This window comes from Peristeroidobacter agariperforans, from assembly GCF_004138335.1.
In the GTDB taxonomy this organism is placed as follows: domain Bacteria; phylum Pseudomonadota; class Gammaproteobacteria; order Steroidobacterales; family Steroidobacteraceae; genus Steroidobacter; species Steroidobacter agariperforans.
On the sequence record NZ_RYFW01000002.1, the window covers coordinates 1301668 to 1324084 of the forward strand.

The window sequence follows — 22417 nt, forward strand, 5'->3', positions numbered from 1 at the left end:
AACAGAATGTCAGCGCTCGATCAACCCGGCACGGAGCGCGATCAGGGTCAGCTCCGCCTGGTTGCCGGCGTGCAGTTTTTGTTTGATGTTATAGAGATGAGTGCCGACGGTGGAGGTGGACAGGTTCAGCTCCGCGGCGATCTTCGGAACCGCGGCGCCGTTGGCCAGCCGCAGGAACACTTCGAACTCCCGTTCAGACAACGCATCGACCAAGGTCGTGGTGCCGAGCGTCTCGGCCAGAGCGAGTTCCTGCGCAAGCTTGGGGTCGATGTAACGTTGACCGGCCGCGACCATTCTTACCGCTTCGATGAGCGTCTCGGGCGCGGTGCGCTTGGATAAGAATCCGAGTGCGCCTTGCTTCAAGGCGCGACGCGCATGGATGGCGTCATCGTGGGCGGACAGCGCGAGCGTCTTCACATCCTTATCGCGGGCACGCAGCCGGCGGATGGCCTCGAGGCCGCCCATGCCCGGCATGGACAGATCGAGCACGACGACATCGGGCTTGTCTTCATCGAAGCGTACACAGGCCGCTTCACCGCTATCTGCTTCGGCGATGACGCGTACGTCTGCGACGGTTTCCAGCAGCAGCCGGAAGCCGGTGCGCACCACGGTGTGATCGTCTACGAGCAGCACCTTGATCATTCGTGTGCTCCCAGGGGGATCTCTGCCGTCAGTTCCACGCCGTGCGGCGGATGATCGTTCAAAGTCAGTGTGCCACCGAGCATTGCCATTCGCTCTTGCAAGCCGCGCAGTCCGAAATGTCCCGGGCGCGACCAGTCCTCGGGCAGGCCAATGCCATTGTCGGCCACGTGCACGCGAACATGCGAGTCGGAATGAACGACGCTCACGTCGACCTGCGTCGGACGGGCATGGCGCACGGCATTGATCACAGCCTCCTGCACCACGCGGTACACGGCGATGGTGGCGCTGGTGCCAAGCTCGGTAGGCAGCTCATGGTGAAGCGAGAATTGAATCGACGGATGACGGCCTTGCCATTGCCTGATGAAGCCCTCGAGCGTTTCCGCCAGTCCCAAGGTATCGAGATTCAGCGGCGCAAGGCGGGGAATCAAGCCGTGCATGGCGTCGTACAGTTGCGCGGCCTCGGTCGAGATGAGCCGCGCGACTTCGGCGGTGCGCGACTCGGGAGGATGTTGATTCGCGATCACGACGGCGAAGCTGCGGATCGCCGTCACGGACTGCGCAAACTCATCGTGCAGTTCGCGCGCGATCACACGTCGCTCCTCGTCCAGGCGCTGCTCGATGAGTTGATCGAGCTCGCGACGCTGCTGCAGTCGTTGTTCCGCTTCGATGGCCTTGCGGTCGCTGAGCTGTTTCTCTTCGAGCGAGACCGCCATGCGGTTGAAGGTCGAGCCGATCATGTTGGCTTCGTAGCCTTTCAACTCGGGCAGCCGATGCTGCAGATCGCCTTGCTCGATGCGTCTGAGCCCCTCGACGATGACCGCCCAGGGCGCCACCGCACGGCCGACCAGCCAGAACACCGCTGCGTTGAGCACCGCGAAGGCGATGCCGCCGACGATCAGCAATTGGACGAAATCATCCCAGCCATCGAGCGTGGCGCGCGTCGCATTCGCCTCGATCCGAACTTCCGAGCCATTCGCGAGCTGCACTATGTGCACCGGGGTCGTCGGCAGAATGAAAGAGGAATACCACGCCGGAGCTTCGCGTCCGGCCTTGTAGGGCGAGGGCGGCGACGCATAGATCGTTTGCCCATGGGCGTTGCGCACCGAGATCTCGTGGGCCCGCACCCGGCCGAGGTGCTGCAGGAAGGTCAGCAACGCATCGTTGTCGGATTGATCGTAGGTGACCAGGATCCGTGTCAGCAGCTGGGTGGCAATGACGTTCGCTCCGGCGATCTCCTCGCCGACGGCCCGGCGGGTGCCGTCGAACTGCAGCCACGCGGCCAGGATGACGAAGGCCGCGCTCAGGGCGGCGACGATCAGGTTGACGTGGGTGCGAAGTTTCAAAGTCCATCCTTCGGGCCGGGACGGCAAATTATGGCCGACGCCGCGCTCATGAAAATCATGAGTCGCGAATCATGATTGTCGCGTGGCGGCGGAGGGCGGGATGGCGTCATGGTGCGGCTGGGACTCTTTTAGTCCCTACAAGGAGTCACCATGATTTGGGAAACCCCTGTGGCCATCGATCTGCGTCTGGGCATGGAAATCACCATGTATGCCGAGCATCGTTGATCGTTGAATGAGGGCGGGGCTGCCGGGGCGGCCCGGAGCCTCGCCTTGCCGATGCACATACGAATTCTAGGCGCTGCCGCGGGCGGTGGCTTTCCTCAATGGAATTGCAACTGCCCGAATTGTGGGGGTGTGCGTCGGGAGGAGCTGAACGCTCGCCCGCGCACCCAATCATCCATCGCAATCCGCGGCGCGGATGAAACCGCGTGGACGCTGGTCAATGCTTCGCCGGATATCCTGGCGCAACTGCACGCCAATCCTCAATTGCAGCCGGGCCGCGCCTATCGCGACACCGGCATCCGCAATATTGTCCTGACCGACTCGCAGATCGACCATACGACTGGCCTGTTGATGCTTCGCGAGGCGACGAAGCCGTGGCCGCTGTGGTGTACCGATAGCGCCTTCGACGATCTGACGACGGCCAATCCCATCCTGCAGGTCTTGCAGCGCTACTGCGGCGTGGATCGGCGGCCCATCGATATGGCGGGCGAATGGTTCGCGGTCGAAGGTAGCGAGGACTTGCGTTGGCAGGCGATCGCATTGCCGGGCAAGCCGCCGCCGTATTCGTCGCGCACCCCGCAGCCGGGCGATGTCATTGGCTTGCTGGTCGAGGATCAGCGCACCGAGCGGCGGCTGTGTTACGCGCCAGGCGTCGCCAAGATCGATTCGTGGTTGTTCGAGCTGATGTGCAGCTCCCACTGCGTGCTGGTGGACGGCACATTCTGGACGGAGGACGAGTTGGTTCGGCTGGGCGTGTCGCACAAGCACGCGGCCGACATGGGGCATCTGTCGCAGACCGGCGGGATGATCAAGTGGCTCGATCGGTTGCCTGCAACGACGCGCCGCGTCCTGATTCACATCAACAACACCAATCCGATTCTGGTCGAGGACTCGCCAGAGCGCGCGCTGTTGAGCTCGCACAGTATCGAAGTGGCGTACGACGGTATGGAGATCGTGCTGTGAGCAGCGAGGTTGCCGCCCCTTGGGACAAGACGCAGTTCGAGCAGCAGCTGCGCGAACAGGGGCGGGCGTATCACATCTATCACCCGTTCAATGTGATGTTGAACTCGGGCAAGGCGACGCGCGAGCAGATCCAGGGCTGGGTCGCCAATCGCTTCTACTATCAGATCAGCATCCCGCGCAAGGACGCCGCGATTGTTGCGAACTGTCCGGATAGGGAAGTGCGACGCCGCTGGGTCGAGCGCATTCTGGATCACGACGGGCATGGCGACGATCTGGGCGGCATCGAGGCCTGGTTGCGCCTGGCCGAAGCCGTTGGCTTGGAGCGAGCCGAAGTCGAAGGGCTGACTCGCTTGATTCCTGGAGTGCGCTTCGCCGTCGACGCGTATGTGAATTTCGCCCGTCAGGCGCCGTGGCAGGAAGCGGTGTGCTCATCGCTCACGGAGTTGTTTGCACCGGCCATTCACCGCCAACGATTGTCGTCGTGGCCTGAGCACTATCCGTGGATTGAACAGGACGGGCTGCAATACTTTCGCAGCCGCGTCTCGCTGGCACAGCGCGATGTGAACCATGGGCTCGCGGTGACGCTGGCATATTTCAAGACCCGCGAGCAGCAGCAGCGTGCGCTGCAGGTGTTGAAGTTCAAGCTCGACATCCTGTGGGCTATGAACGATGCCATGGCCCAGCACTATGGAGTCCGGTCATGAGCCAAGCGGACCGCCCCAGCATTCGCCCGGGCATCCGGCTGCAATGGGAAGCCGTGCAGAACGCGTATGTGCTGCTCTATCCGGAAGGCATGGTGAAGTTGAACACCAGCGCCGCGGAGATCCTGCGCCGTTGCGACGGCATGCGCAGCGTCGACGAGATCGTGGCGGACCTGGAGTCGGCGTTCAATCGCAACGGGCTGCAGGGCGAAATCGAACATTTCCTGCAGCTGGCGAGAGCGCAGGGGTGGCTCAGTGCGGCGGAGTCATGAGCGCGGCAGTCACAACATCGCCTGCGATCGGGCCGCCGTTGTGGCTGCTGCTCGAGCTGACCTACCGTTGCCCGCTGCAATGTGTGTTCTGCTACAACCCGATCGACTTCGCGAAAGTCGAGGATGAACTGACGACCGAAGAATGGATTCGAGTGCTGCGCGAGGCGCGGGCGCTGGGATCCGTGCAGCTGGGTCTTTCGGGCGGCGAGCCGTTGATGCGTGACGATGTCGAGGCGATCGCGGATGAAGCGCACAGGCTCGGCTACTACACGAACTTGATCACCTCGGGCGTCGGATTGACGCGAGAGCGGTTGAGCGAGCTGAAGCGGGTGGGGTTGGATCACATCCAGCTGTCGTTTCAGGACTCGACGCGGGAGATGAACGACTTCCTGTCGCACACTCGAACCTTCGAGCTGAAGAAGCGCTGCGCGGAGTGGATCAAGGAGCGCGGCTATCCGATGGTCGTGAACTGCGTTATCCACCGGCTCAATATCGATCATCTCGATACCATCATCGACATGGCCGTACGCATGGGCGCCGATTATCTGGAGCTGGCGAACACTCAATATTATTCGTGGGCGCACTTGAATCGTGAGCACCTGTTGCCGTCGCGAGAACAGCTGCAGAACGCAGAGCGGACCATGCTCGCGTGGCGCGAACGGATGAAAGGCAAGATGAAGATCTTCTTCGTAGTGCCGGATTACTACGAGCAACGGCCGAAGAAATGCGTGAATGGCTGGGGCACGACGCTCGCGACCATTGCGCCGGATGGGACGGCCATGCCCTGCCACACGGCGAGGATGCTGCCGGGGTTGAGCTTCCCGAATGTCCGAGAGCGAAGCATGAGGGACATCTGGTTCGATTCCGATGCGTTCAATCGGTTTCGCGGTTGGGGCTGGATGAAGGAGCCGTGCGCGAGTTGTGAGGAGCGGGAGAAGGATTTCGGCGGGTGTCGCTGCCAGGCATATCTGCTCGCGCACGATGCGGCCGCGGCGGATCCGGTCTGTTCGAAGAGTCCGCATCATCGGGTGGTCGTCTCGGCGGTCGAGCGCGCGCAAGAAACGAGAGTGCCGGAGGCACCATTGGTGTTTCGGCGGCCGGAGAACTCGCGCTCGTACTCCTAACGAGCTTCGATCTGGCCGCCGCCCAGCGCGATATATAACGTCACGAGATTGGCGACTTCGGCGCGTCGTACTTGCAGGAGCGCCTGCTCCGCCGAGAAGAGATTCCGCTCCGCATCCAGAACTTCGATATACGCGACCACGCCTTCGTTGTAGCGGCGACGCGCGAGTTCGGCGAGCTGCCGCTGGGCGCGCGTAGCCCGTTCCTGTGCGCCGACTTGTTCGGCCAGAAATTTGCGACCGGCCAGCGCATCCGACACTTCCTGAAAGCTCGTTTGAATGGTGCGCTCGTAATCGGCAACCGCGATATTCTCGCGCGCTTCGGCGACGGTCAGGTTGCCGCGGCGCGCGCCAAAGTCAAAGATCGGCAGCGAGATCGATGGACCGTATGACCATGTGCGCCGATCGTTGCCGACCAGTTCATCCAGTTGCGTCGACGCAAAGCCGTAGCTGCCGGTCAGTGTTATTGAAGGAAAGAACGCAGCTCGCGCCGCGCCGATGTTCGCGCGAGCGCCTCGTAGCCGATGTTCGGCGGCCAGGATGTCGGGTCGGCTCGCGAGCAGGTCGGATGGGACGCCTGCGGCCAATGCTTCCAATCGTGCCTGCTCAGCCAGTGGCAACGGTTCGGGCAACTCGACTGCGACCGTACTGCCGATGAGCGTGGCGAGCAGGTTCTCGTTCTGTGCCTTCGAGAAGCGTAGCGCCGCGAGCTCGGTTTCCGCCTGCGTCAGCAGTGTTTCGGCCTGCCGGAAATCCAGGGCGGAGGTGACGCCGGCGTCCAGGCGCTTCTTCGCGATGCGCAGGCCCTCGCGCCGACTGTCGACGGTCGCTTGTGCCAGATCCAGCCGCTCGCGCGCTTCCAGCGACGCGAAGTATGCGGAGGCGACATCCCGGATCAGCGAAAGCTGAAATGCCCGGGCCGCCTCGACAGTGGCGAGATAGTCGGCGCGCGCGGCGCGTGACAGATTGCGAACGCGGCCCCAGAAGTCCAGCTCGAACGACGCCACGCCGGCCCCCAGGAAGTATCGCTCGAAAGTTTCGCTCGTGCCAATCGGTCCCACGCCGGCCACGCCGGCGGTCTCCGGGCCAGTGCCGTTGCGCGTGCCCTCGGCGCTGACCGCAATCGTCGGCAGAAGCTCGGATCGCTGAATGCGATACAGGCCTCGGGCTTCTTCGATCTGCGCGACCGCGATCACCAGGTCTCGATTGTTTTTAAGCGCCGTCCCGATCAACGCTTCCAGCCTGGGATCGGCAAAGAAATCACGCCATCCAAGCGCAATGGCTCGCGTACCTGCGGCAGGATCGTCCACATAACTGTCCGCGTAGCGCTCAGCCGTAGGCAAGTCGGGCCGTACATGGCGAGGTGCGAGCGAGCACGCAGCGAGGAACATTCCAGCGACGGCGACGGGAGTAATAACGGCGTTGGAAAGCCTAGTCATGGGCCGTCTCCAACTTTTTCCGTGACGACGCCGGAGGTCGGCGCGTCAACCAACGTCGCACGGACAAATAAAGGACTGGGATGAAGAAAACGCCCAGCACAGTGGCTGCGACCATGCCGCCCATGACGCCGGTGCCCACCGCGATACGGCTGGCTGCGCCCGCACCGGCCGACAGCACCAACGGCACCATGCCGAGGATGAACGCGAGCGACGTCATGATGATGGGGCGCAGGCGCAGCTTTACGGCATTCATGGTGGCGTCGAAAGTGGACTTGCCGGCCGCTTCCTCTTCCAGCGCGAATTCGATGATCAGGATGGCGTTCTTCGCGGCCAGACCGATGATGGCGATCAGTCCGACGTTGAAATAAACATCCGCGGGCAGTCCCCGCAGCATCGTGAACAGCACCGCGCCGAGCACGCCGAGTGGCACGATCAACAGCACCGCGAGCGGCACCGTCCAACTTTCATACAAGGCGGCCAGCAACAGGAACACGACGATCAGAGACAGGCCGAGCAGGGCGGTCACCTGGCCGCCGGCTTGTTGCTCTTCGAAGGAAATGCCGGTCCATTCGAAATCGAAACCCTCCGGCAGCTGCCCGGCGAGCCGCGCCATTTCGTTCATCGCCTCGCCAGTGGAACGGCCGGGCGCCGGCGAGCCCGAAATCGTCATCGCCGGATAGCCGTTATATCGATCCAGTTGCGGCGGGCCCGCAGTCCATTCGGTGGTTGTGAACGCGCCGAACGGCACCATTTCGCCTTGTGTGTTTCTGACCCTGAGCGCGAGCACGTCTTCGGGGGTCATTCGATAGGGAGCATCGGCTTGCAGCAGCACGCGCAGGATGCGTCCCTCGCGACTGAAGTCGTTGGCATAAGCGCTGCCGAAGGAGATGGCAAGTGTCGCGTTCACGTCGGCGATGGACAATCCCAACGCACGTGCTTTGACGCGATCGATGAGCACTCGCAACTGCGGCGAGTCCGCCTGGCCCTCCGGTCTGACTGCCGTGAGCAGCGCACTCTGATTCGCTGCCATCAGTATTTGATTGCGCGCCTTGAGCAGCGCTTCCTGCCCAAGTCCGGAGCGGTCCTGGAGCTTGAACGTGAAGCCCGCGGCCACGCCGAGCGACGGAATCGACGGCGGATTGAGAGTGAAGATCAGCGCTTGTTTGACTTGCGAGAGCGCCGCGTTGGCCTTGCCCACGATGGTGAGGGCGTTGTTCTGCTCGCCCGGACGCTCATCCCACGGGGTGAGCGAAACGAACGCCATGGCGTTCGACTGGCCCTGGCCGAAGAAACTGAAGCCTCGGATGAAGATGATGCTGCGGGTTTGCGGTTGGCCTCGATAAAAACCCTGGACCTGGTCGATGGCTTCGTTGGTGCGATCGACCGTCGCGCCCGGCGGCGCCTGCACGACGGTGATGATCGCGCCCTGATCCTCGGCGGGCAGAAAGCTGCCGGGCAGGCGAGTGAACAACAGCAGAGTGAGCCCTACCAGCAATAGAAAGATCGCGAGAAAACGCAGCGGCCTGCCGAGAATGCCGCCGACCAGCCCTTGATAGCGATGAGTCACGCGACCGAACCAGTCGTTGAAGCCACCGAAGAAGCGCGTCGACCATTGGCTCAACCGGCCGGTGGCTTGTTCCGAATCAGCTTTGCTGTGGAGCCGCTCGGGTTTCAGCAGCGTCGCGCACAGCGCAGGCGTCAGCGTGAGCGCCAGCAGCGCCGAGAACGCGATCGACAAGGTGAGTGTCAGTGAGAACTGCCGGTAGATGCCGCCGGTCGAGCCCGGAAAGAACGCCATCGGCACGAACACCGCGACCAGCACCAGCGTGATGCCGATGATCGCGGAAGTAATCTGAGTCATCGCCTTGACCGTCGCCTCACGGGGCGGCAGGCCTTCCTCCGTCATGATGCGCTCGACGTTCTCGACGACCACGATGGCATCGTCCACCAGAATGCCGATCGCAAGCACCATGCCGAACAACGTCAGCACGTTGATGGAAAAGCCGAGCACCCACAGGCCCAGGCAGGCGCCGGCCAATGCGATCGGGACCACGATGGTGGGAATGAGCGTCGCGCGCCAGTTCTGCAGGAACAGAAACATGACCAGGAACACCAGCACCATCGCTTCGACGAGCGTTTTCACTACTTCATCGATCGAGATGCTGATAAACGGCGTCGTGTCGTAAGGCACGTCCCAGGTGATGTCCTCGGGGAAGTTGCGTTCTAGTTGCGCCAGTCGTGCCTTCACTCCGGCGGCGGTGGCGAGCGCGTTCGCGCCGGTCGAGAGCTGGATGCCCATGCCCGCGGCCGGCTTGCCGTTGAGCTCCATATCAGAAAGATAGCTTTGCGCGCCCAGCTCCACGCGTCCCACGTCGCCCAGTCGCACAGTGGATCCATCCGGGTTCGCACGTAAGATGATCGATGCGAACTGTTCCGGCGTGGTGAAGCGGTTCTGAGTGAGGATCGGCGCGTTCAGCTCCGTGTGATTCGCGAGCGGACGGTCGCCGAGCTGGCCGCCGGGCGATTGAGTATTTTGCTCCTGGACTGCCGCCAACACTTCGGCGGCCGACAGACTATAAGTAGTGAGGCGATCCGGATCGAGCCACACGCGCATCGCATACTCGGAAGAGAACGAGCGAATGTCGCCGACGCCAGGCACTCGGCGCAGCTCGTCGATCACGCGCGTCGCTGCGAAGTTGCCGAGCTCGAGCGACGGTGTCGCGCCGGTCTTCGACTGCAGCGCCACGATCATCAGAAAGCTCGACGACGCTTCGTTCACCAGCACGCCTTGGCGGCGAACTTCCTCGGGCAGCCGCTGTTCGATCGCGCGCAGCTTGTTCTGGACGTCCATCTGAGCGATGTCGATGTCCGTGCCGGAGTCGAAGGTCACCGTGATCGAAGCGCTGCCATTCGAGCGGCTCGTCGCGGACATATATAAGAAACCTTCGACGCCGTTCAGCTCCTGCTCGATGACCTGCGTGACATTGGTCTCCAGCGTCGCGGCGTCGGCGCCAGGATAAGTGACATTGATCGTCAGGGAGGGCGGGGCGATCGCAGGATATTGTTCGATCGGCAGCGAGCGCAGCGCCAGCGCGCCGGCGAGCAGGATGCCAAGTGCGATCACCCAGGAGAAAATCGGGCGATCGATGAAGAAGCGGGGCGACACAGATCATCGCTCCGCAGGTTTGGCGGCATCTGCGGCGGGCTCGTCGGCGCTGACCACACGCACGTGCGCGCCGGGCTGAACTTTCTGGATGCCGTCCACGACGATGCGATCGCCGTCCTGGAGCCCTTCGAGCACGATCCATTGGTCGCCGCGCTGGTCGCCCAGCTTCACCGGCCGGACTGCGGCGGTGTCACCTGCAGCGATCGTCATAACGGCTGCGCCGGCCTGGCTGAGTTGAACCGCGCGTTGTGGAATCCAGAAACCATGCGGGCGAATGCCCACTTCGACGCGTGCGCGCACGAACTGCCCTGGCAGCAAGATGCGCTCTGGATTCGGAAACTCAGCACGTACCGCCGCGGTGCCCGTCGCTTGATCGATGGAGAGATCGAGAAAGTTCAGGTGCCCGGAATGCGGATAGGTGCTGCCGTCTTCCAGCAGCAGTGTCACCGCCACTTTGCCCAGCTCCGGCACTTTGAGCGTGCCGGCCGCCATCTCACGTCGTATCGCCATGAGATAAGCGCTCGACTGCGAGAAATTCACATAGATCGGCTCGAGCTGCTCGATGGTGGTGAGCAAGGTCGCCGAGGCGGCGCTGACTAGAGCGCCTTCGGTGACCTGAGCGCGGCCTGCGCGACCGGCGATCGGTGCGGTTACCTTCGTATAACTCAGATTGAGTTTTGCACTCTCCAGCTGTGCCTGTGTTTGCTCCACGTCCGCATCAGCGGTGCGCAAACGCGCCATGGCGGCGTCGAACTCCTGCTGGCTGATCGCCTGTTCTTTGACCAGACCTTTGTAGCGTTCGACGTCCTGCCGTGCATTTGCAGCCGTCGCTTGAGCGCGAGTGAGTGTGGCCGCCACTGCGCTCACATTCGCTCGATACTCGCGTGGATCGATGATGAAGAGCGTCTGGCCCGCTTTGACGTCGGTGCCTTCGTCATAGAGGCGGCGCTCGACGATGCCGTCCACACGCGCTCGCACTTGCGATGTGCGGACCGCCTGCACGCGGCCAGGAACCTCAGTGATGTTCTCGATGGGTTGCGCTTTCGCCGTGACCACGCGCACTTCGGGCGGCGGCGGCGCCGGAGGCGCCTTGCTACTACAGGAACACAGCAACACCAGGCAAAGGGCGCTGCCACTTCTGGCCAGCTGCAGCATGGAGTTTGTTACTCACGGGACAAGGGGCCTCCATGCCGCGAGACTGTTCGTGACAGACACGTTCTCGTATAGCGCCGCAAATGTGGAAACGCAATATGGAGACGTAGTATGTAACAACTGCGCAATTCTCGCGGTCTCGCACGCAAGCGTCACGATTCCGTTGGATATCGCAAGCCGTAGTTGGTACATCCTTCGTCGCGAACTGCCACGATGCTTCGCCAGCTCTCAGCGCTTCGGTGCTCCGCTGAACGAGAACTTCGCGCCTAACCAATAAGTTCTCGGCGCGCCTGGCGCCAGAAATGTCGAGCCGAGCAGCGGACGTTCGTCATCGACGATGGGACCATCGAACGGCCGCGCGACGAATTCACCGCTGGCGTTGAAACCAGTCGATCCCAGCTGCGCCCCCGAGGAGTATTCACGATCGAGCAGGTTGTTGACCTGTGCAAACAACTGCAGCTCTTGCACCGGTCGATATTCCAGCCCCAGATTCAGCACCGTGTAACCGCCGATCTCGCCCGGCCCGAGATAGAACGGCGCCTGCGCTTCATGCTCGTTGTTTTCATTGCCTCGCGCATAGGAGCTGCCGATGTTGATCACGTCGAGACTGAGGGAGACCTGTTCCGTTACATCCCAGCCCGCGAAGGCTTTGAGGATGTGTCGAGGCGTGAGCGGAATGCGGTCGCCCGATTCGACGTCGATGGTGCCTTCGAAACCCGGGCCTTCCTCGTTGGAGCTGTTGCCTTCGCCGAGCAGTTCTTCGCTGCTTCGATACGTCGCATCCAGATACGTGTAGTTGGCGCCAATGTACATTGGGCCGAACTGACTGCTCGCGCCGAGCTCGACGCCTTGGCGGCGGGTCTTGCCGAAGTTCTTGAAGTAGCCGAAGCCCGAGGTGTCGTCGGCAACGAAAAGAATGTCATCGCGGTTGTCAGCCCGGAACACGCCGATGTTCCAGGCGAGGTGCTTGGCCACCATGCCGCGAGCGCCGACTTCCATGGTGCGTGTGACGACTTGGTTGAGCGGTGGATCGCCCGCCATCGCATTCGGCAGTCGGCAGGGATTCTCGGGATCGGCGCAGCCCAGCTCGATGGACGACGGGGCGCGGCTGCCTTCGGTGTAACCAATGTAGCCTGACAATCCTTCGCTGGGATTGAAGGTCACGCCAATCGCAGGGTTGAAGCGGCTGAATCGATGTTTCGCGGTCAGCGAGCCCGGATCGCCGGCTGCGGTGATGTTGTCCTCGTTGTCGACGGTCGTGCGGTCATAGCGCCCCGACAAAGTGAGTTGCATCACCCGCGACAGCTCTACGGTGTCAGTGAAGTAGACGCTGCTCGTGGTCGTGTCGCCATCGAGGTCGACTCGTGAGTCGAAGGCGTCTTCGGATTCCTGGCTGCCGTCGGCGAAGGCGCCGGGGCCGTCGACTGCTGCGATACCGCGATCGGGCAGCACGTAACCGAACTGCGAGGACTGCTGGAACTTCGCGTCGCTCTTCAGGCCGGACACACCGACGATCAGCTGATTGTTCAGCGACGCCAGGGGCGCCGTGAAGGTTGCTTGCAGCGAGACGCCGGCATCGTGCTGCCTGGTGTGAGTCCGGTTGATCAGGCCGTTGCACTTCTCGTTGGGCTCTTCGTTGGTCAGCGCGTTGGCGACACAGCGCCAGAACGGGAAGGGCGTGTTGGCCTGGGTTTCGCCGCTCGTGGGAAAGCCTGTGTAGCCCGCTGCCTCGAGCGCTTCGCGTTCGTCGGCGCCCGGCTGGTACAGCGATTCGCCGAGCGAGTCGTCGTTGAGATCGCCGTTGAGGGTGTGGGTCTGGATGTTCCGATAGTGCGCGTTGCCGGACAGGGCGATGGCGTCGCTCAGCTTGTGCATGACGACCAGGTTGACCAGGTACGATTCATTCTTTGTCTGGTCGGGCTTGGTGTAGATGCTCTGGTAATCCCGGCTCAGCAGCTGCACATCCTGCAGGCCGTTACCCGTGAGATCGGTGTCGGCATACGAGCCGGTGATCGACACATCCGTGGCATCGCTGCGCCAGCCGAGCTTGCCGAAGAACTGACGTGCTCGGGTCGGTGAGTCATCGCGCCAGCCGTCGTCGCGCAACTCGTTGCCAGTTGCGAACCAGTGCAAGCCGTTCTCCGCGTAAGACGCGGCGCTCACCGCGGCTCGCCGCCGATTGTGCGAGCCGTAGTTCACCTCGACGCCGTAGCCTGGATAACTGAAGCCATCCTTCGTTTGCAGCGCCAGCGCGCCGCCGAGCGTGTTGGAGCCGAACACCGGATTCGATCCGGGAATCAGCGTCATGCTGGCCAGCGCCTCCTTGGGCAGCAGATCCCAGCTCACCACGTCGCCGAACGGTTGATTGAGCCGCATGCCGTCGAGGTAGACGGAGAGTCCCTGTGGTGTGCCGAGCAATGGCGACGCTGTGTAGCCGCGATAGCTCACATCGGGCTGGAGCGAGTTGTTCTGGATGTCGTTGACGTACACGCTGCCGACATGGCGATTCATGTAGGAGGTGAGATCCAGGGCGTGCGAGCGTTCGATTTGCTTCGAGCTCGCGGTCTGCACGGGAGCCGCGACCCGGTTGCGGTCGACCAGCGAGCCTGCCAATGGCGTGACGCCGATGACGGTGACCGTATCGATGATTTCGTCTGCGGATGCCGTCGTGGCCAGCAAGGCGAGCGTGGACCAAGCGGCAGTCGTCGTTGCCAAACGCATCCCCGGACTCCCTTCCCATCCTTGGGTGTTATCGGGTCAGATGATGCCGCGCGAGTGCTGTAACGGAATATCCAGTCGCTTGCAGCGGCGATACAGAGTATTTCGGCTCACGCCCAGTCTTTCGGCTGCGCGTGACATGTTGCCTTCGCATTCACGGATACACTGAATCAATTCTTCGCGCTCGATCGACGGCGGCGCGTCGCCGCCATCGTCGCAGCGACTCTGGCACAGTCGCACTTCGCTGGGCAGGTCGACCATGCGAATCACGTCGCTGTCGCAGATCGCCAGGATGGTCCGGATCACATTGCGCAGCTCGCGCACGTTGCCGGGCCAGCCGTAATCGAGCAGACGCTGGAAGGCGTCCACCTCGATCGCGACCGGCCGGCCGTCGCAGCTTTCGGAGGCGAGGAACTCCCGGATCAGCCGTTCCTTGTCGGCGCGCTGTGCGAGCGACGGCAATTCGATGGTGATGCCGTTGAGCCGATAATAAAGATCCTCTCGAAAGGCGCCGCGCGCGATCATGGCTCGCAGGTTCTGGTGCGAGGCGCACATCACGCGCAGGTCGACTTTGATCGGCGTCTCCGTTCCCAACGGCATGACCTCTTGTTCTTCCAGGACGCGCAGCAGGCGGGTCTGCAAGCTCAGCTGCATGTCGCCGATCTCATCGAGGAACAAGGTGCCTCCGGACGACTGCAGGATCTTGCCTTTCATGCCTCCCTTGCGGGCCCCGGTGAACGCGCCGGCCGCATACCCGAACAGCTCGCTCTCGATGAGCGTCTCGGGAATGGCGGCGCAGTTCAGGGCCACGAAGGAGCGCGCGGCTCGATCACTGGCACCATGCAAAGCGCGTGCAAACATCTCTTTGCCGGCGCCGGTCGGGCCTTGAATCATGACGGGCACGCGCGAGGAGGCGATGCGCCGGGCACTCCTTATATTGCGCGCCATCTGCGGATCGTCGCCCGCGAGGTCCTCGAGCGAGAGCGTCGTCTTGCGTGGCACGGCTCCCGAGAGTTGCAGGATCTCGCGTGACGGCGGCGGGACGTTGATGGCGCGCGTCGTGGTCGCATCCTGATCCAGGCTCAAGAAGAAATGACGGCCGAACAGCACGTCGCGCACCGGGCGCAACGACAGCTGGGTGCGGCTCATCGGCTCGATCAGATCCGACGGGCTCACTTGAAAGATCTCGTCGATGCCGCGGCCAACCAGCGTGTCGCGATTCTTCGCGCGCAGCAGCCACAGGGCGGTTTCGTCGACCGCGACCACCCGGCCATCGCGAGCGACGGCAATGGCGCCGCTGTGCTGAAGATTCACGAATTCGGGGCGGGCGTGAAAGCGGAACACGGTCTCGCCCTGGAACTGCTGCAGGAACAGACATTTCTCGATCAGCTGGGCCGACAGGCTCACCAGCGCCATGGTGTGGGCCAGGCTGGCTCGCGTGTCGCGTGCATTCAGCGTGGAAGCATCGAGAACGGCGAGCAGGTTGCCCGACGCATCGCGGATCGGCGCGCCGGAGCAGGAGAGGCCGATGTGACAGGCGCGGAAGTGCTCTTCGCGATACACGATCACCGGCCGGTTCTCGGCGATGCACGTGCCGATGCCGTTGGTGCCTTCTTCGCGCTCGCTCCAGTCGGCGCCGACCATCAGGCCGGCAGAGCGGAATACATCGACCAGTGTAGAGTCGGTTTTCTCATACAGCACGATGCCGCTTGCATCGGTGAGTACCAGCGCATATCCCGAGCCGGCGATGTGTTCGTAGAGCCAGTCGATTTCGGCAGCAGCGATTTGTAGAAGATCGGCGTGTTGAACCAGCCGTTCGGCCAGCACCGCCGAGTCGATCACGGTGGGCGCGTAGGTGCGACGCCCTGGATCGATGGAGTAATCGATGGCGCAGCGGCGCCAGGAGCCGGCGATCGCGGGGTGCAAGGTGACCGGCGGCCCGACCGCTTGCGACCTCGTCTGGCCAGACTGAGGCTCGCGAACGAACTCGAGCACATTCCCCGCATGCACTGCAGTTGCGTCCATGAATTCTCCTTGATTCATCCCGATGCGGCGATGTGTCAACTGTGCCGTGACAGTGTCACGGTCTGTATCGCCCCTGACACACTCGCCCGCGGATTGATCGTCCCACCGCATCCAATGCAGTGTCGTCGCTGCCAGCGGTGTTAAGTTTAACCAAGATAGATACCGCTGGCATACGGCGTGCTAACTCAGATGTTAATGAATCAACGGAGGCGAGGTCATGAGGAATGTAGCGCGGCGGCCACTCCTGTTACTGCTAGCTTGCGGTGTATGCGGATACATATTCGAGGTCGCCGCAGCGTCCAGCAACGCGGCCACGGCCCGCGCCTATGTTTCCAACGAAGATGGCCAGTCGGTGTCGGTGCTGAACGCCGAGAGCGGCGCCACGATCGCCACGATCGATGTTGGTAAGCGGCCGCGCGGCTTGAAATTATCGCGTGATGGCTCGCGATTGTTCGTGGCCGTGAGCGGCTTGCCGAAATGTCCGCCTACGGTGCCCGACGAGGAGTGCGCCAAGCTCGAGCGCGACCTGAAGGCCGACGGGATCGCGGTGGTCGACACCTCGGCGCGCAAGGTAATCAAAGTGCTGGCCGCCGGTTCCGACCCCGAGCAGTTCGCTATGAGCAACGATGGCAAGCGGCTCTATGTGGCGAATGAAGATGTCGGCCTGCTGTCGGTGGTCGACGTGGATGCGGGCAAAGTAATCGAGCGCATCAAGGTCGGATTGGAGCCGGAAGGCGTCGCGATGACGCCGAATGGCCGCTGGGTGCTGGTCACGAACGAGTCGGACAGCTCGGTCTCTGTCATCGATACGGCGACGCTGAAAGTTATCAAGACGGTGCCGGTGGGTAAGCGGCCGCGAGACATGGCATTCGCACCCGATGGCAACACCGCTTATGTGTCGGGCGAAATGGACGCCTCCTTGTATAGCATGTCTGTGACCGGCAACGAGCCCGTGCAACGGCTGTTACAACTTCGCGAGGCGGCGCGACCGATGGCGGTCGTTCAAGATTCTGCCCGTAAGCGTTTGTATTTGAGCACCGGGCGCGGCGGCACCGTTGCCGTCATCGATATCAAGGATGCGCCTCGAGCGGTGCAGCTGATCAAGGAAGTGCCGGTCGGCAAGCGTCCGTGGGGCATCGCGCTGTCGGCCGATGGGCGGCACTTGTACACAGCGAATGGACCGTCGAACGATGTGAGTGTCGTCGATACAACGACGCTGACCGAAGTGAAACGGATTCCCGTGGGCAGCTCGCCCTGGGGCATCGTGCTCGGCCCCGCGCCGCCTTGATCCCTCAGATCATTTGACCTGCAAGCCGCACTCGCGCTGGACCTGCTTCTCCAGCTCGCGAAACCGTTTGGCGGTGGACTTGGCTTCGTCGGAATCCCGGAACACGGCGCCGCCTTCGCCCGGCAAGCCGGAGTAGCGCGCGAACGTGATCGCGTTGACGAACTCGTCGTAGGTCAGCACGTCGGCGATGCGATCGATGGTGCACGAGCACTGATAGACGTTCGCCAGGCTGTCGTCGTGTTTCGCGATGCACTCATTCACATACTCGACGCGCGCCTGCGTCGGGTAGCTGTGCACCGGCCCTTCATCTTCATCGCCGCTTGCCGGGCTGCCGAATATCACCAAAACAATCGCCATGACCCAGAGAGCGGATTGCTGGCACAGGCGTTGCATCGTCATGGTCGCCTCGCGGAGGTGGAATGAAGTTGGTGTCCGTCATGATTGTGCATGCGGCGCGCCAACGGCCGCCAACAAAAAATTTCGGTCAGTCTCGGGGGATTGAACATGAAACGTCAGCATCGCTGGGTCCTGCTGGTGGCTGCCTCGTCCACCGTCACCTTGGCTTCGGCCGCGGACCTCGAAACTCACATGAGCAAGTCATCCAACTGGGCCGCCCAGGCCGGTGACTATGCGAATCATCGCTACAGTGAACTGAAGCAGATCAACGCCAGCAACGTAGGGCGCATGCAAGTGGCCTGGACGATGTCCACCGGCGTGCTACGCGGCCACGAGGGCTCGCCGCTGGTGATCGGCGACACGATGTACATCCACACGCCGTTTCCGAACAACGTGTTCGCGGTCAATCTGAAGGACCAATCCTACAAATGGAAGTATGAGCCCAAGCAGGATGCGTCGGTTGTACCGGTCATGTGCTGTGACACTGTCAACCGCGGCCTGGCGTATGGCGACGGCAAGATCCTGTTGCAACAGGCGGACACGACGCTGGTCGCGCTGGATGCAAATTCCGGCAAGGTGGTGTGGACCGCGAAGAACGGCGATCCCAAGATCGGCGAGACCAACACCAATGCGCCGCACGTCTTCAAAGACACGGTGATCACCGGTATTTCCGGCGGTGAGTTCGGTGTGCGCGGGCGCTTGATTGCCTACGACCTGGCCACCGGCAAGAAGAAATGGACAGCCTGGAGCACCGGCCCGGATAAAGAAGTACTGATCGATCCGGCCAAGACCATGACCTGGACCAACGGCAAGATGGCTCCGGTCGGCGCCGACTCCTCGATCAAATCGTGGAAGGGCGATCAATGGAAGCTGGGCGGCGGCACCACCTGGGGCTGGTATGCCTACGATCCGAAGTTGAATCTGGTCTATTACGGCACCGGCAATCCGGGCACGTGGAATCCGTCGCAGCGTCCCGGCGACAACAAATGGTCGATGACGCTGTTCGCTCGCGATCTGAACACGGGCATGGCGAAGTGGGCCTATCAGATGACGCCGCACGACGAATGGGACTATGACGGCATCAACGAGAACCTGCTGGTCGACCTGAACATCAAGGGCAAGACGGTGCCGGCGGTGGTGCACTTCGATCGCAACGGTTTCGGCTACACGTTGAACCGCGAGACCGGCGAGCTGCTGGTTGCAGAAAAATACGATCCGACGGTGAACTGGGCGAGCAAGGTCGATATGAAGACCGGCCGTCCCGTGGTCGACAAGCGATTCTCGCCTGGGACCACCGGCCCCGACGTCAATGTGAAAGACATTTGCCCGGCCGCGCTCGGCACCAAGGACCAGCAGCCCGCCAGCTACGATCGCAAGAGCGGTCTGATCATGGTGCCGACCAATCACGTGTGCATGACGTATGAGCCCTTCCAGGTGGAATACACCGCAGGGCAGCCGTATGTGGGCGCGACGTTGACCATGTATCCGACGCCGGGCAGTCACGGCGGCATGGGCAACTTCATCGCGTGGGATGCGGCCCAAGGCAAGATCGTCTGGTCGAAGCCGGAACGTTTCTCGGTCTGGTCGGGCGCGCTGACGACCGCCGGCGACGTGGTGTTCTACGGCACGCTGGAAGGTTATATCAAGGCGGTCTCGCCGAAGGACGGCAAGGAGCTTTGGAAGTTCAAGACTCCGTCCGGAATCATCGGCAACGTGTTCACGTATGAGTACGGCGGCAAGCAGTACGTCGGCGTGTATTCCGGCATCGGCGGCTGGGCCGGGATCGGCATGGCCGCGGGCCTGACCGAATCCACCGAAGGCCTGGGCGCGGTGGGCGGTTACAAGGATCTGGCGAAGTACACGACGCTCGGCGGCTCGCTGTTCATCTTCGGGTTGCCAGACAGCACTGGCACGGCCACGACTGCACTGAAATGAGCTCACGGCAAATGGGCTCACTGAAAATGCGGGTAGCGAAGTGGTCGATCGGGTTTCTGGTTTTGAGTGTCGCCGCGGTGTGCACCAGTGCCAACGACGCACCCGCGGCCGATGCTCTCTACCAGGTGCAGGATGGCAACAAGGTCGATGAGAAAACATTGAAAGGCTGGAAGACGTGGCGGGCGCTCGCTTGCGAGCGCTGCCACGGGGCCGAACAGGAAGGAATGGTGGGCCCGTCGCTGGTGGAGTCGCTAAAGAAACTGAGCAAAGAGGACTTCCACACGCTGATCATGAATGGCCGCCCGGAGAAGGGCATGCCGCCGTTCAACACCAGCGCGATGGTGAACGAGAACTGGGAAGGCCTGTACGCCTACTTGAAAGGTCGCTCCGATGGCAAGATCCAGCCTGGCCGCCTGCAGCCGATGCAATAGATTGCGCGTGGGCGCGACCGGGCTGGCCTGTCTTCTGCTGTCATTCGCCGCAGCGGGCGTCGCTGCGGCGGATCAGTCCGAAACGACGCTCCGCGTCTGCGCCGATCCGGACAACCTGCCGTTGTCCAATCAGCGCGGCGAGGGCTATGAGAACAAGATCGCCGAAGCGCTGGCGCACGATCTGGGCCGTCAGGTCGAATACACCTTCTTTCCCCAGCGCATGGGCTTCGTTCGCAATACGTTGCGTTACCGAGACGAGGCCACGCAAAAGTTCAAATGCGATGTGATCATCGGCGTGCCCAAAGGCTACGAGCTCACGGCCACGACGCGGCCGTATATGCGCTCTACGTATGCGCTGTTAATCGCAGATCCTGGCAAGCAGGGCGAGGTGCAGACCGCCGACGATCTGTTGAAGCTGCCGCCTGACAAACTATCTTCACTGCGCATCGGCGTCTTCGGGCGCTCGCCGGGCGCGGATTGGTTGCTGCGTCATGGGCTGCTCGAACAAGCTGTCGTGTACGCGCCGCAGAGCGGCGACGTGCACGAGAATCCCGCCCACATCATCGAGCGGGATCTGAACGAGAAAAAGATCGACGTCGCCATTCTGTGGGGGCCCATGGCGGGTTATCTGGTGCAGCGACACACGGCGTCGCCCCGGGCTTCGTCCCAGTGGCGCGCCGTGCCTTTTTTGCCCGACCCGCAGATCCGCTTCGATTTCGAGATCGCCATGGGCGTGCGCTTTGGCGAAAAACAATGGCAGGGCGTGCTCGACAACTGGATCGGCTCGCACCAGGCCCGGATCGACGAGATCCTGTTGAGTTATCGCGTGCCGCTGCTCGATGACAGCGGCAAGGTCAAGTAAGCCGCCCGGGGAGCATGTATGAAAGTCAAAGCTGCAGTTGCATACGCCGCAGGCAAGCCGCTCGAGGTCACTACGGTGGATCTCGCCGGGCCGCGCGCCGGCGAGGTGCTGGTCGAGATCAAAGCCACCGGCATTTGTCACACCGATGAGTTCACCCGCTCCGGTGCGGATCCGGAAGGTTTGTTTCCTGTCATTTTCGGCCACGAGGGCGCCGGCGTCGTCGTCGACGTCGGCCCGAACGTGACGACCTTGAAGAAGGGCGATCATGTCATTCCGCTGTACACGCCGGAATGCCGTCAGTGCAAATCGTGCCTGTCGCGCAAGACCAATCTGTGCACGGCGATTCGCGCCACGCAGGGCAAAGGCGTGATGCCCGACGGCACCAGCCGGTTCTCGATCGGCCAGGAGATGGTGCACCACTACATGGGCTGTTCCACGTTCGCGAACTTCACCGTGCTGCCCGAGATCGCGCTCGCCAAGATTCGCGAGGACGCGCCATTCGACAAGGTTTGTTATATCGGCTGCGGTGTCACGACCGGCATCGGCGCCGTGATCAATACCGCCAAGGTCGAGCCGGGCGCGAACGTGGTCGTGTTCGGTCTGGGCGGCATCGGCTTGAATGTGATTCAAGGCGCGCGGCTCGCCGGTGCGAACAAGATCGTCGGCGTCGATATCAATCCCGGGCGCGTGAAACTCGCCGAAGCCTTCGGCATGACACATTTTGTGAATCCCAAAGAGGTCGGCGGCGACCTGGTGGCACACCTGGTGAATGTCACCGATGGCGGCGCTGACTACAGCTTCGAGTGCGTGGGCAATGTCGATCTGATGCGTCAGGCGCTGGAGTGCTGCCATCGCGGTTGGGGCGTGTCCGTGATCATCGGCGTCGCGGGGGCCGGCCAGGAGATTCGCACGCGTCCGTTCCAGCTGGTGACCGGGCGGGTGTGGAAGGGCACGGCGTTCGGCGGCGCGCGGGGCCGCACTGACGTGCCGAAGATCGTCGACTGGTACATGGACGGCAAGATCAAGATCGACGAGCTGATCACGCACCAGATGCCCATCGAGCGCATCAACGACGCGTTCGATCTGATGCACAAGGGCGAGTCGATTCGTAGCGTCGCGATCTTCTGAAGATCGATCAACAACGACTGAGGGTAAGAACCATGAGCGCTTTGAAAATTCATCCGTCGGTGGATGGCGGCGTCAAGGCCGGCAGGTCGGGCTTCTCGGGCGGCACTCTGACGTGCCGGTGCAAGGACAACCAGGTGACGGTGCAGCTGGCGGGCGACGTCGCTTTCAATCACGTCTGCGGCTGCACCAAGTGCTGGAAGCCGGAGGGCTCGCTGTTCTCGATGGTCGCGGTCATTCCACGCGACAAGCTGCAAGTCACGGCCAACGCGCAGAAGCTCAAGATCGTCGACGAGTCGGCCGCGATTCAACGCTATGCGTGCACCGGCTGCGGCGTGCACATGTACGGACGCATCGAAAACAAGAACCATCCGTTCTATGGCTTCGACTTCGTGCACACCGAGCTGTCGAGCGATCAGGGCTGGGCGGCGCCGGAGTTCGCGGCGTTCGTGTCGTCCATCATCGAGTCAGGCGCGAATCCACAGAACATGGGTGCGGTGCGTGCGCGGCTGAGCGAGTTGGGCCTGGCGCCTTATGACTGCCTGTCGCCCCCGCTGATGGATCTGATCGCGACTCACACCGCGAAGGCGAAAGGAGTAGTGGCGGCGGCTTGATA

19 protein-coding genes are annotated in these 22417 nt (G+C 62.4%); 11 read left to right on the plus strand and 8 right to left on the minus strand.

What is annotated here, in order from left to right:
• Positions 1-9 precede the first annotated feature (9 nt).
• Both EK373_RS19505 and EK373_RS19510 read right to left on the minus strand, forming a co-directional pair.
• Positions 10-642 carry a response regulator gene (locus EK373_RS19505; RefSeq protein ID WP_129645374.1) on the minus strand — a complete coding sequence of 211 codons (633 nt, stop codon included), beginning with the start codon at positions 640-642 and terminating at the stop codon, positions 10-12.
• Positions 639-1985, minus strand: coding sequence for a sensor histidine kinase (locus tag EK373_RS19510; RefSeq protein WP_198683446.1), 1347 nt, complete (start codon positions 1983-1985; stop codon positions 639-641). The genes EK373_RS19505 and EK373_RS19510 overlap by 4 nt, the downstream gene beginning before the upstream one ends.
• Before the next feature lie 150 nt (positions 1986-2135).
• Between EK373_RS19510 and pqqA the strand changes: the two genes are divergently transcribed.
• The 5 genes from pqqA to pqqE are packed head-to-tail and all read left to right on the plus strand — an operon-like array spanning position 2136 to position 5267.
• Positions 2136-2210 carry a pyrroloquinoline quinone precursor peptide PqqA gene (gene pqqA / locus EK373_RS34300; protein ID WP_129645968.1) on the plus strand — a complete coding sequence of 25 codons (75 nt, stop codon included), beginning with the start codon at positions 2136-2138 and terminating at the stop codon, positions 2208-2210.
• A 51-nt stretch (positions 2211-2261) separates the two neighbouring features.
• The gene (gene pqqB / locus EK373_RS19520; RefSeq protein WP_129645970.1) at positions 2262-3170 is read left to right on the plus strand and encodes a pyrroloquinoline quinone biosynthesis protein PqqB; all 909 of its coding nucleotides are present in this window, start codon (positions 2262-2264) and stop codon (positions 3168-3170) included.
• Positions 3167-3874, plus strand: coding sequence for a pyrroloquinoline-quinone synthase PqqC (pqqC, locus tag EK373_RS19525; protein ID WP_129645376.1), 708 nt, complete (start codon positions 3167-3169; stop codon positions 3872-3874). Before pqqB ends, pqqC begins: the two co-directional genes overlap by 4 nt.
• The gene (pqqD, locus tag EK373_RS19530; protein ID WP_129645377.1) at positions 3871-4143 is read left to right on the plus strand and encodes a pyrroloquinoline quinone biosynthesis peptide chaperone PqqD; all 273 of its coding nucleotides are present in this window, start codon (positions 3871-3873) and stop codon (positions 4141-4143) included. Before pqqC ends, pqqD begins: the two co-directional genes overlap by 4 nt.
• Complete coding sequence (gene pqqE / locus EK373_RS19535; protein WP_129645378.1) at positions 4140-5267, plus strand: pyrroloquinoline quinone biosynthesis protein PqqE; 1128 nt, start codon at positions 4140-4142, stop codon at positions 5265-5267. Before pqqD ends, pqqE begins: the two co-directional genes overlap by 4 nt.
• Here the strand turns inward: pqqE and EK373_RS19540 are convergent.
• The 5 genes from EK373_RS19540 to EK373_RS19560 form a co-directional block, all read right to left on the minus strand.
• Positions 5264-6703 carry an efflux transporter outer membrane subunit gene (locus EK373_RS19540; protein ID WP_129645379.1) on the minus strand — a complete coding sequence of 480 codons (1440 nt, stop codon included), beginning with the start codon at positions 6701-6703 and terminating at the stop codon, positions 5264-5266. The two genes, pqqE and EK373_RS19540, sit on opposite strands and share 4 nt — an antisense overlap.
• Positions 6696-9869 (minus strand): efflux RND transporter permease subunit, encoded by a 3174-nt coding sequence (locus EK373_RS19545; protein WP_129645380.1) that lies wholly within the window; start codon positions 9867-9869, stop codon positions 6696-6698. The genes EK373_RS19540 and EK373_RS19545 overlap by 8 nt, the downstream gene beginning before the upstream one ends.
• A gap of 3 nt (positions 9870-9872) precedes the next feature.
• Positions 9873-11024 carry an efflux RND transporter periplasmic adaptor subunit gene (locus EK373_RS19550; RefSeq protein WP_129645381.1) on the minus strand — a complete coding sequence of 384 codons (1152 nt, stop codon included), beginning with the start codon at positions 11022-11024 and terminating at the stop codon, positions 9873-9875.
• A 225-nt stretch (positions 11025-11249) separates the two neighbouring features.
• Positions 11250-13742 (minus strand): TonB-dependent receptor, encoded by a 2493-nt coding sequence (locus EK373_RS19555; protein ID WP_129645382.1) that lies wholly within the window; start codon positions 13740-13742, stop codon positions 11250-11252.
• A gap of 36 nt (positions 13743-13778) precedes the next feature.
• Entirely contained in the window at positions 13779-15764 is a 1986-nt protein-coding gene (locus tag EK373_RS19560) for a sigma-54-dependent Fis family transcriptional regulator (protein ID WP_129645383.1), read from the minus strand.
• 217 nt (positions 15765-15981) lie between these two features.
• Here EK373_RS19560 and EK373_RS19565 point away from each other — a divergent pair, with 217 nt between their 5' ends.
• On the plus strand, positions 15982-17052 hold the full coding sequence (locus EK373_RS19565; protein WP_129645384.1) for a beta-propeller fold lactonase family protein: 1071 nt from the start codon (positions 15982-15984) through the stop codon (positions 17050-17052).
• Between the two features lie 9 nt (positions 17053-17061).
• Here EK373_RS19565 and EK373_RS19570 read toward each other — a convergent pair whose 3' ends face one another.
• Positions 17062-17451 (minus strand): hypothetical protein, encoded by a 390-nt coding sequence (locus EK373_RS19570; RefSeq protein WP_198683447.1) that lies wholly within the window; start codon positions 17449-17451, stop codon positions 17062-17064.
• A 105-nt stretch (positions 17452-17556) separates the two neighbouring features.
• Between EK373_RS19570 and EK373_RS19575 the strand changes: the two genes are divergently transcribed.
• The 5 genes from EK373_RS19575 to gfa are packed head-to-tail and all read left to right on the plus strand — an operon-like array spanning position 17557 to position 22415.
• A complete protein-coding gene (locus tag EK373_RS19575) occupies positions 17557-19383 on the plus strand; it encodes a methanol/ethanol family PQQ-dependent dehydrogenase (protein WP_129645385.1) in 1827 nt (608 codons plus the stop codon).
• 11 nt (positions 19384-19394) lie between these two features.
• Positions 19395-19814: a c-type cytochrome gene (locus EK373_RS19580; RefSeq protein WP_198683448.1), complete on the plus strand. Its 420-nt coding sequence runs from the start codon at positions 19395-19397 to the stop codon at positions 19812-19814.
• A gap of 7 nt (positions 19815-19821) precedes the next feature.
• Positions 19822-20676 carry a quinoprotein dehydrogenase-associated putative ABC transporter substrate-binding protein gene (locus EK373_RS19585; RefSeq protein ID WP_198683449.1) on the plus strand — a complete coding sequence of 285 codons (855 nt, stop codon included), beginning with the start codon at positions 19822-19824 and terminating at the stop codon, positions 20674-20676.
• 18 nt (positions 20677-20694) lie between these two features.
• Positions 20695-21804 carry an S-(hydroxymethyl)glutathione dehydrogenase/class III alcohol dehydrogenase gene (locus tag EK373_RS19590; RefSeq protein WP_129645387.1) on the plus strand — a complete coding sequence of 370 codons (1110 nt, stop codon included), beginning with the start codon at positions 20695-20697 and terminating at the stop codon, positions 21802-21804.
• A gap of 32 nt (positions 21805-21836) precedes the next feature.
• Positions 21837-22415 (plus strand): S-(hydroxymethyl)glutathione synthase, encoded by a 579-nt coding sequence (gene gfa / locus EK373_RS19595; protein WP_129645388.1) that lies wholly within the window; start codon positions 21837-21839, stop codon positions 22413-22415.
• Positions 22416-22417 lie beyond the last annotated feature (2 nt).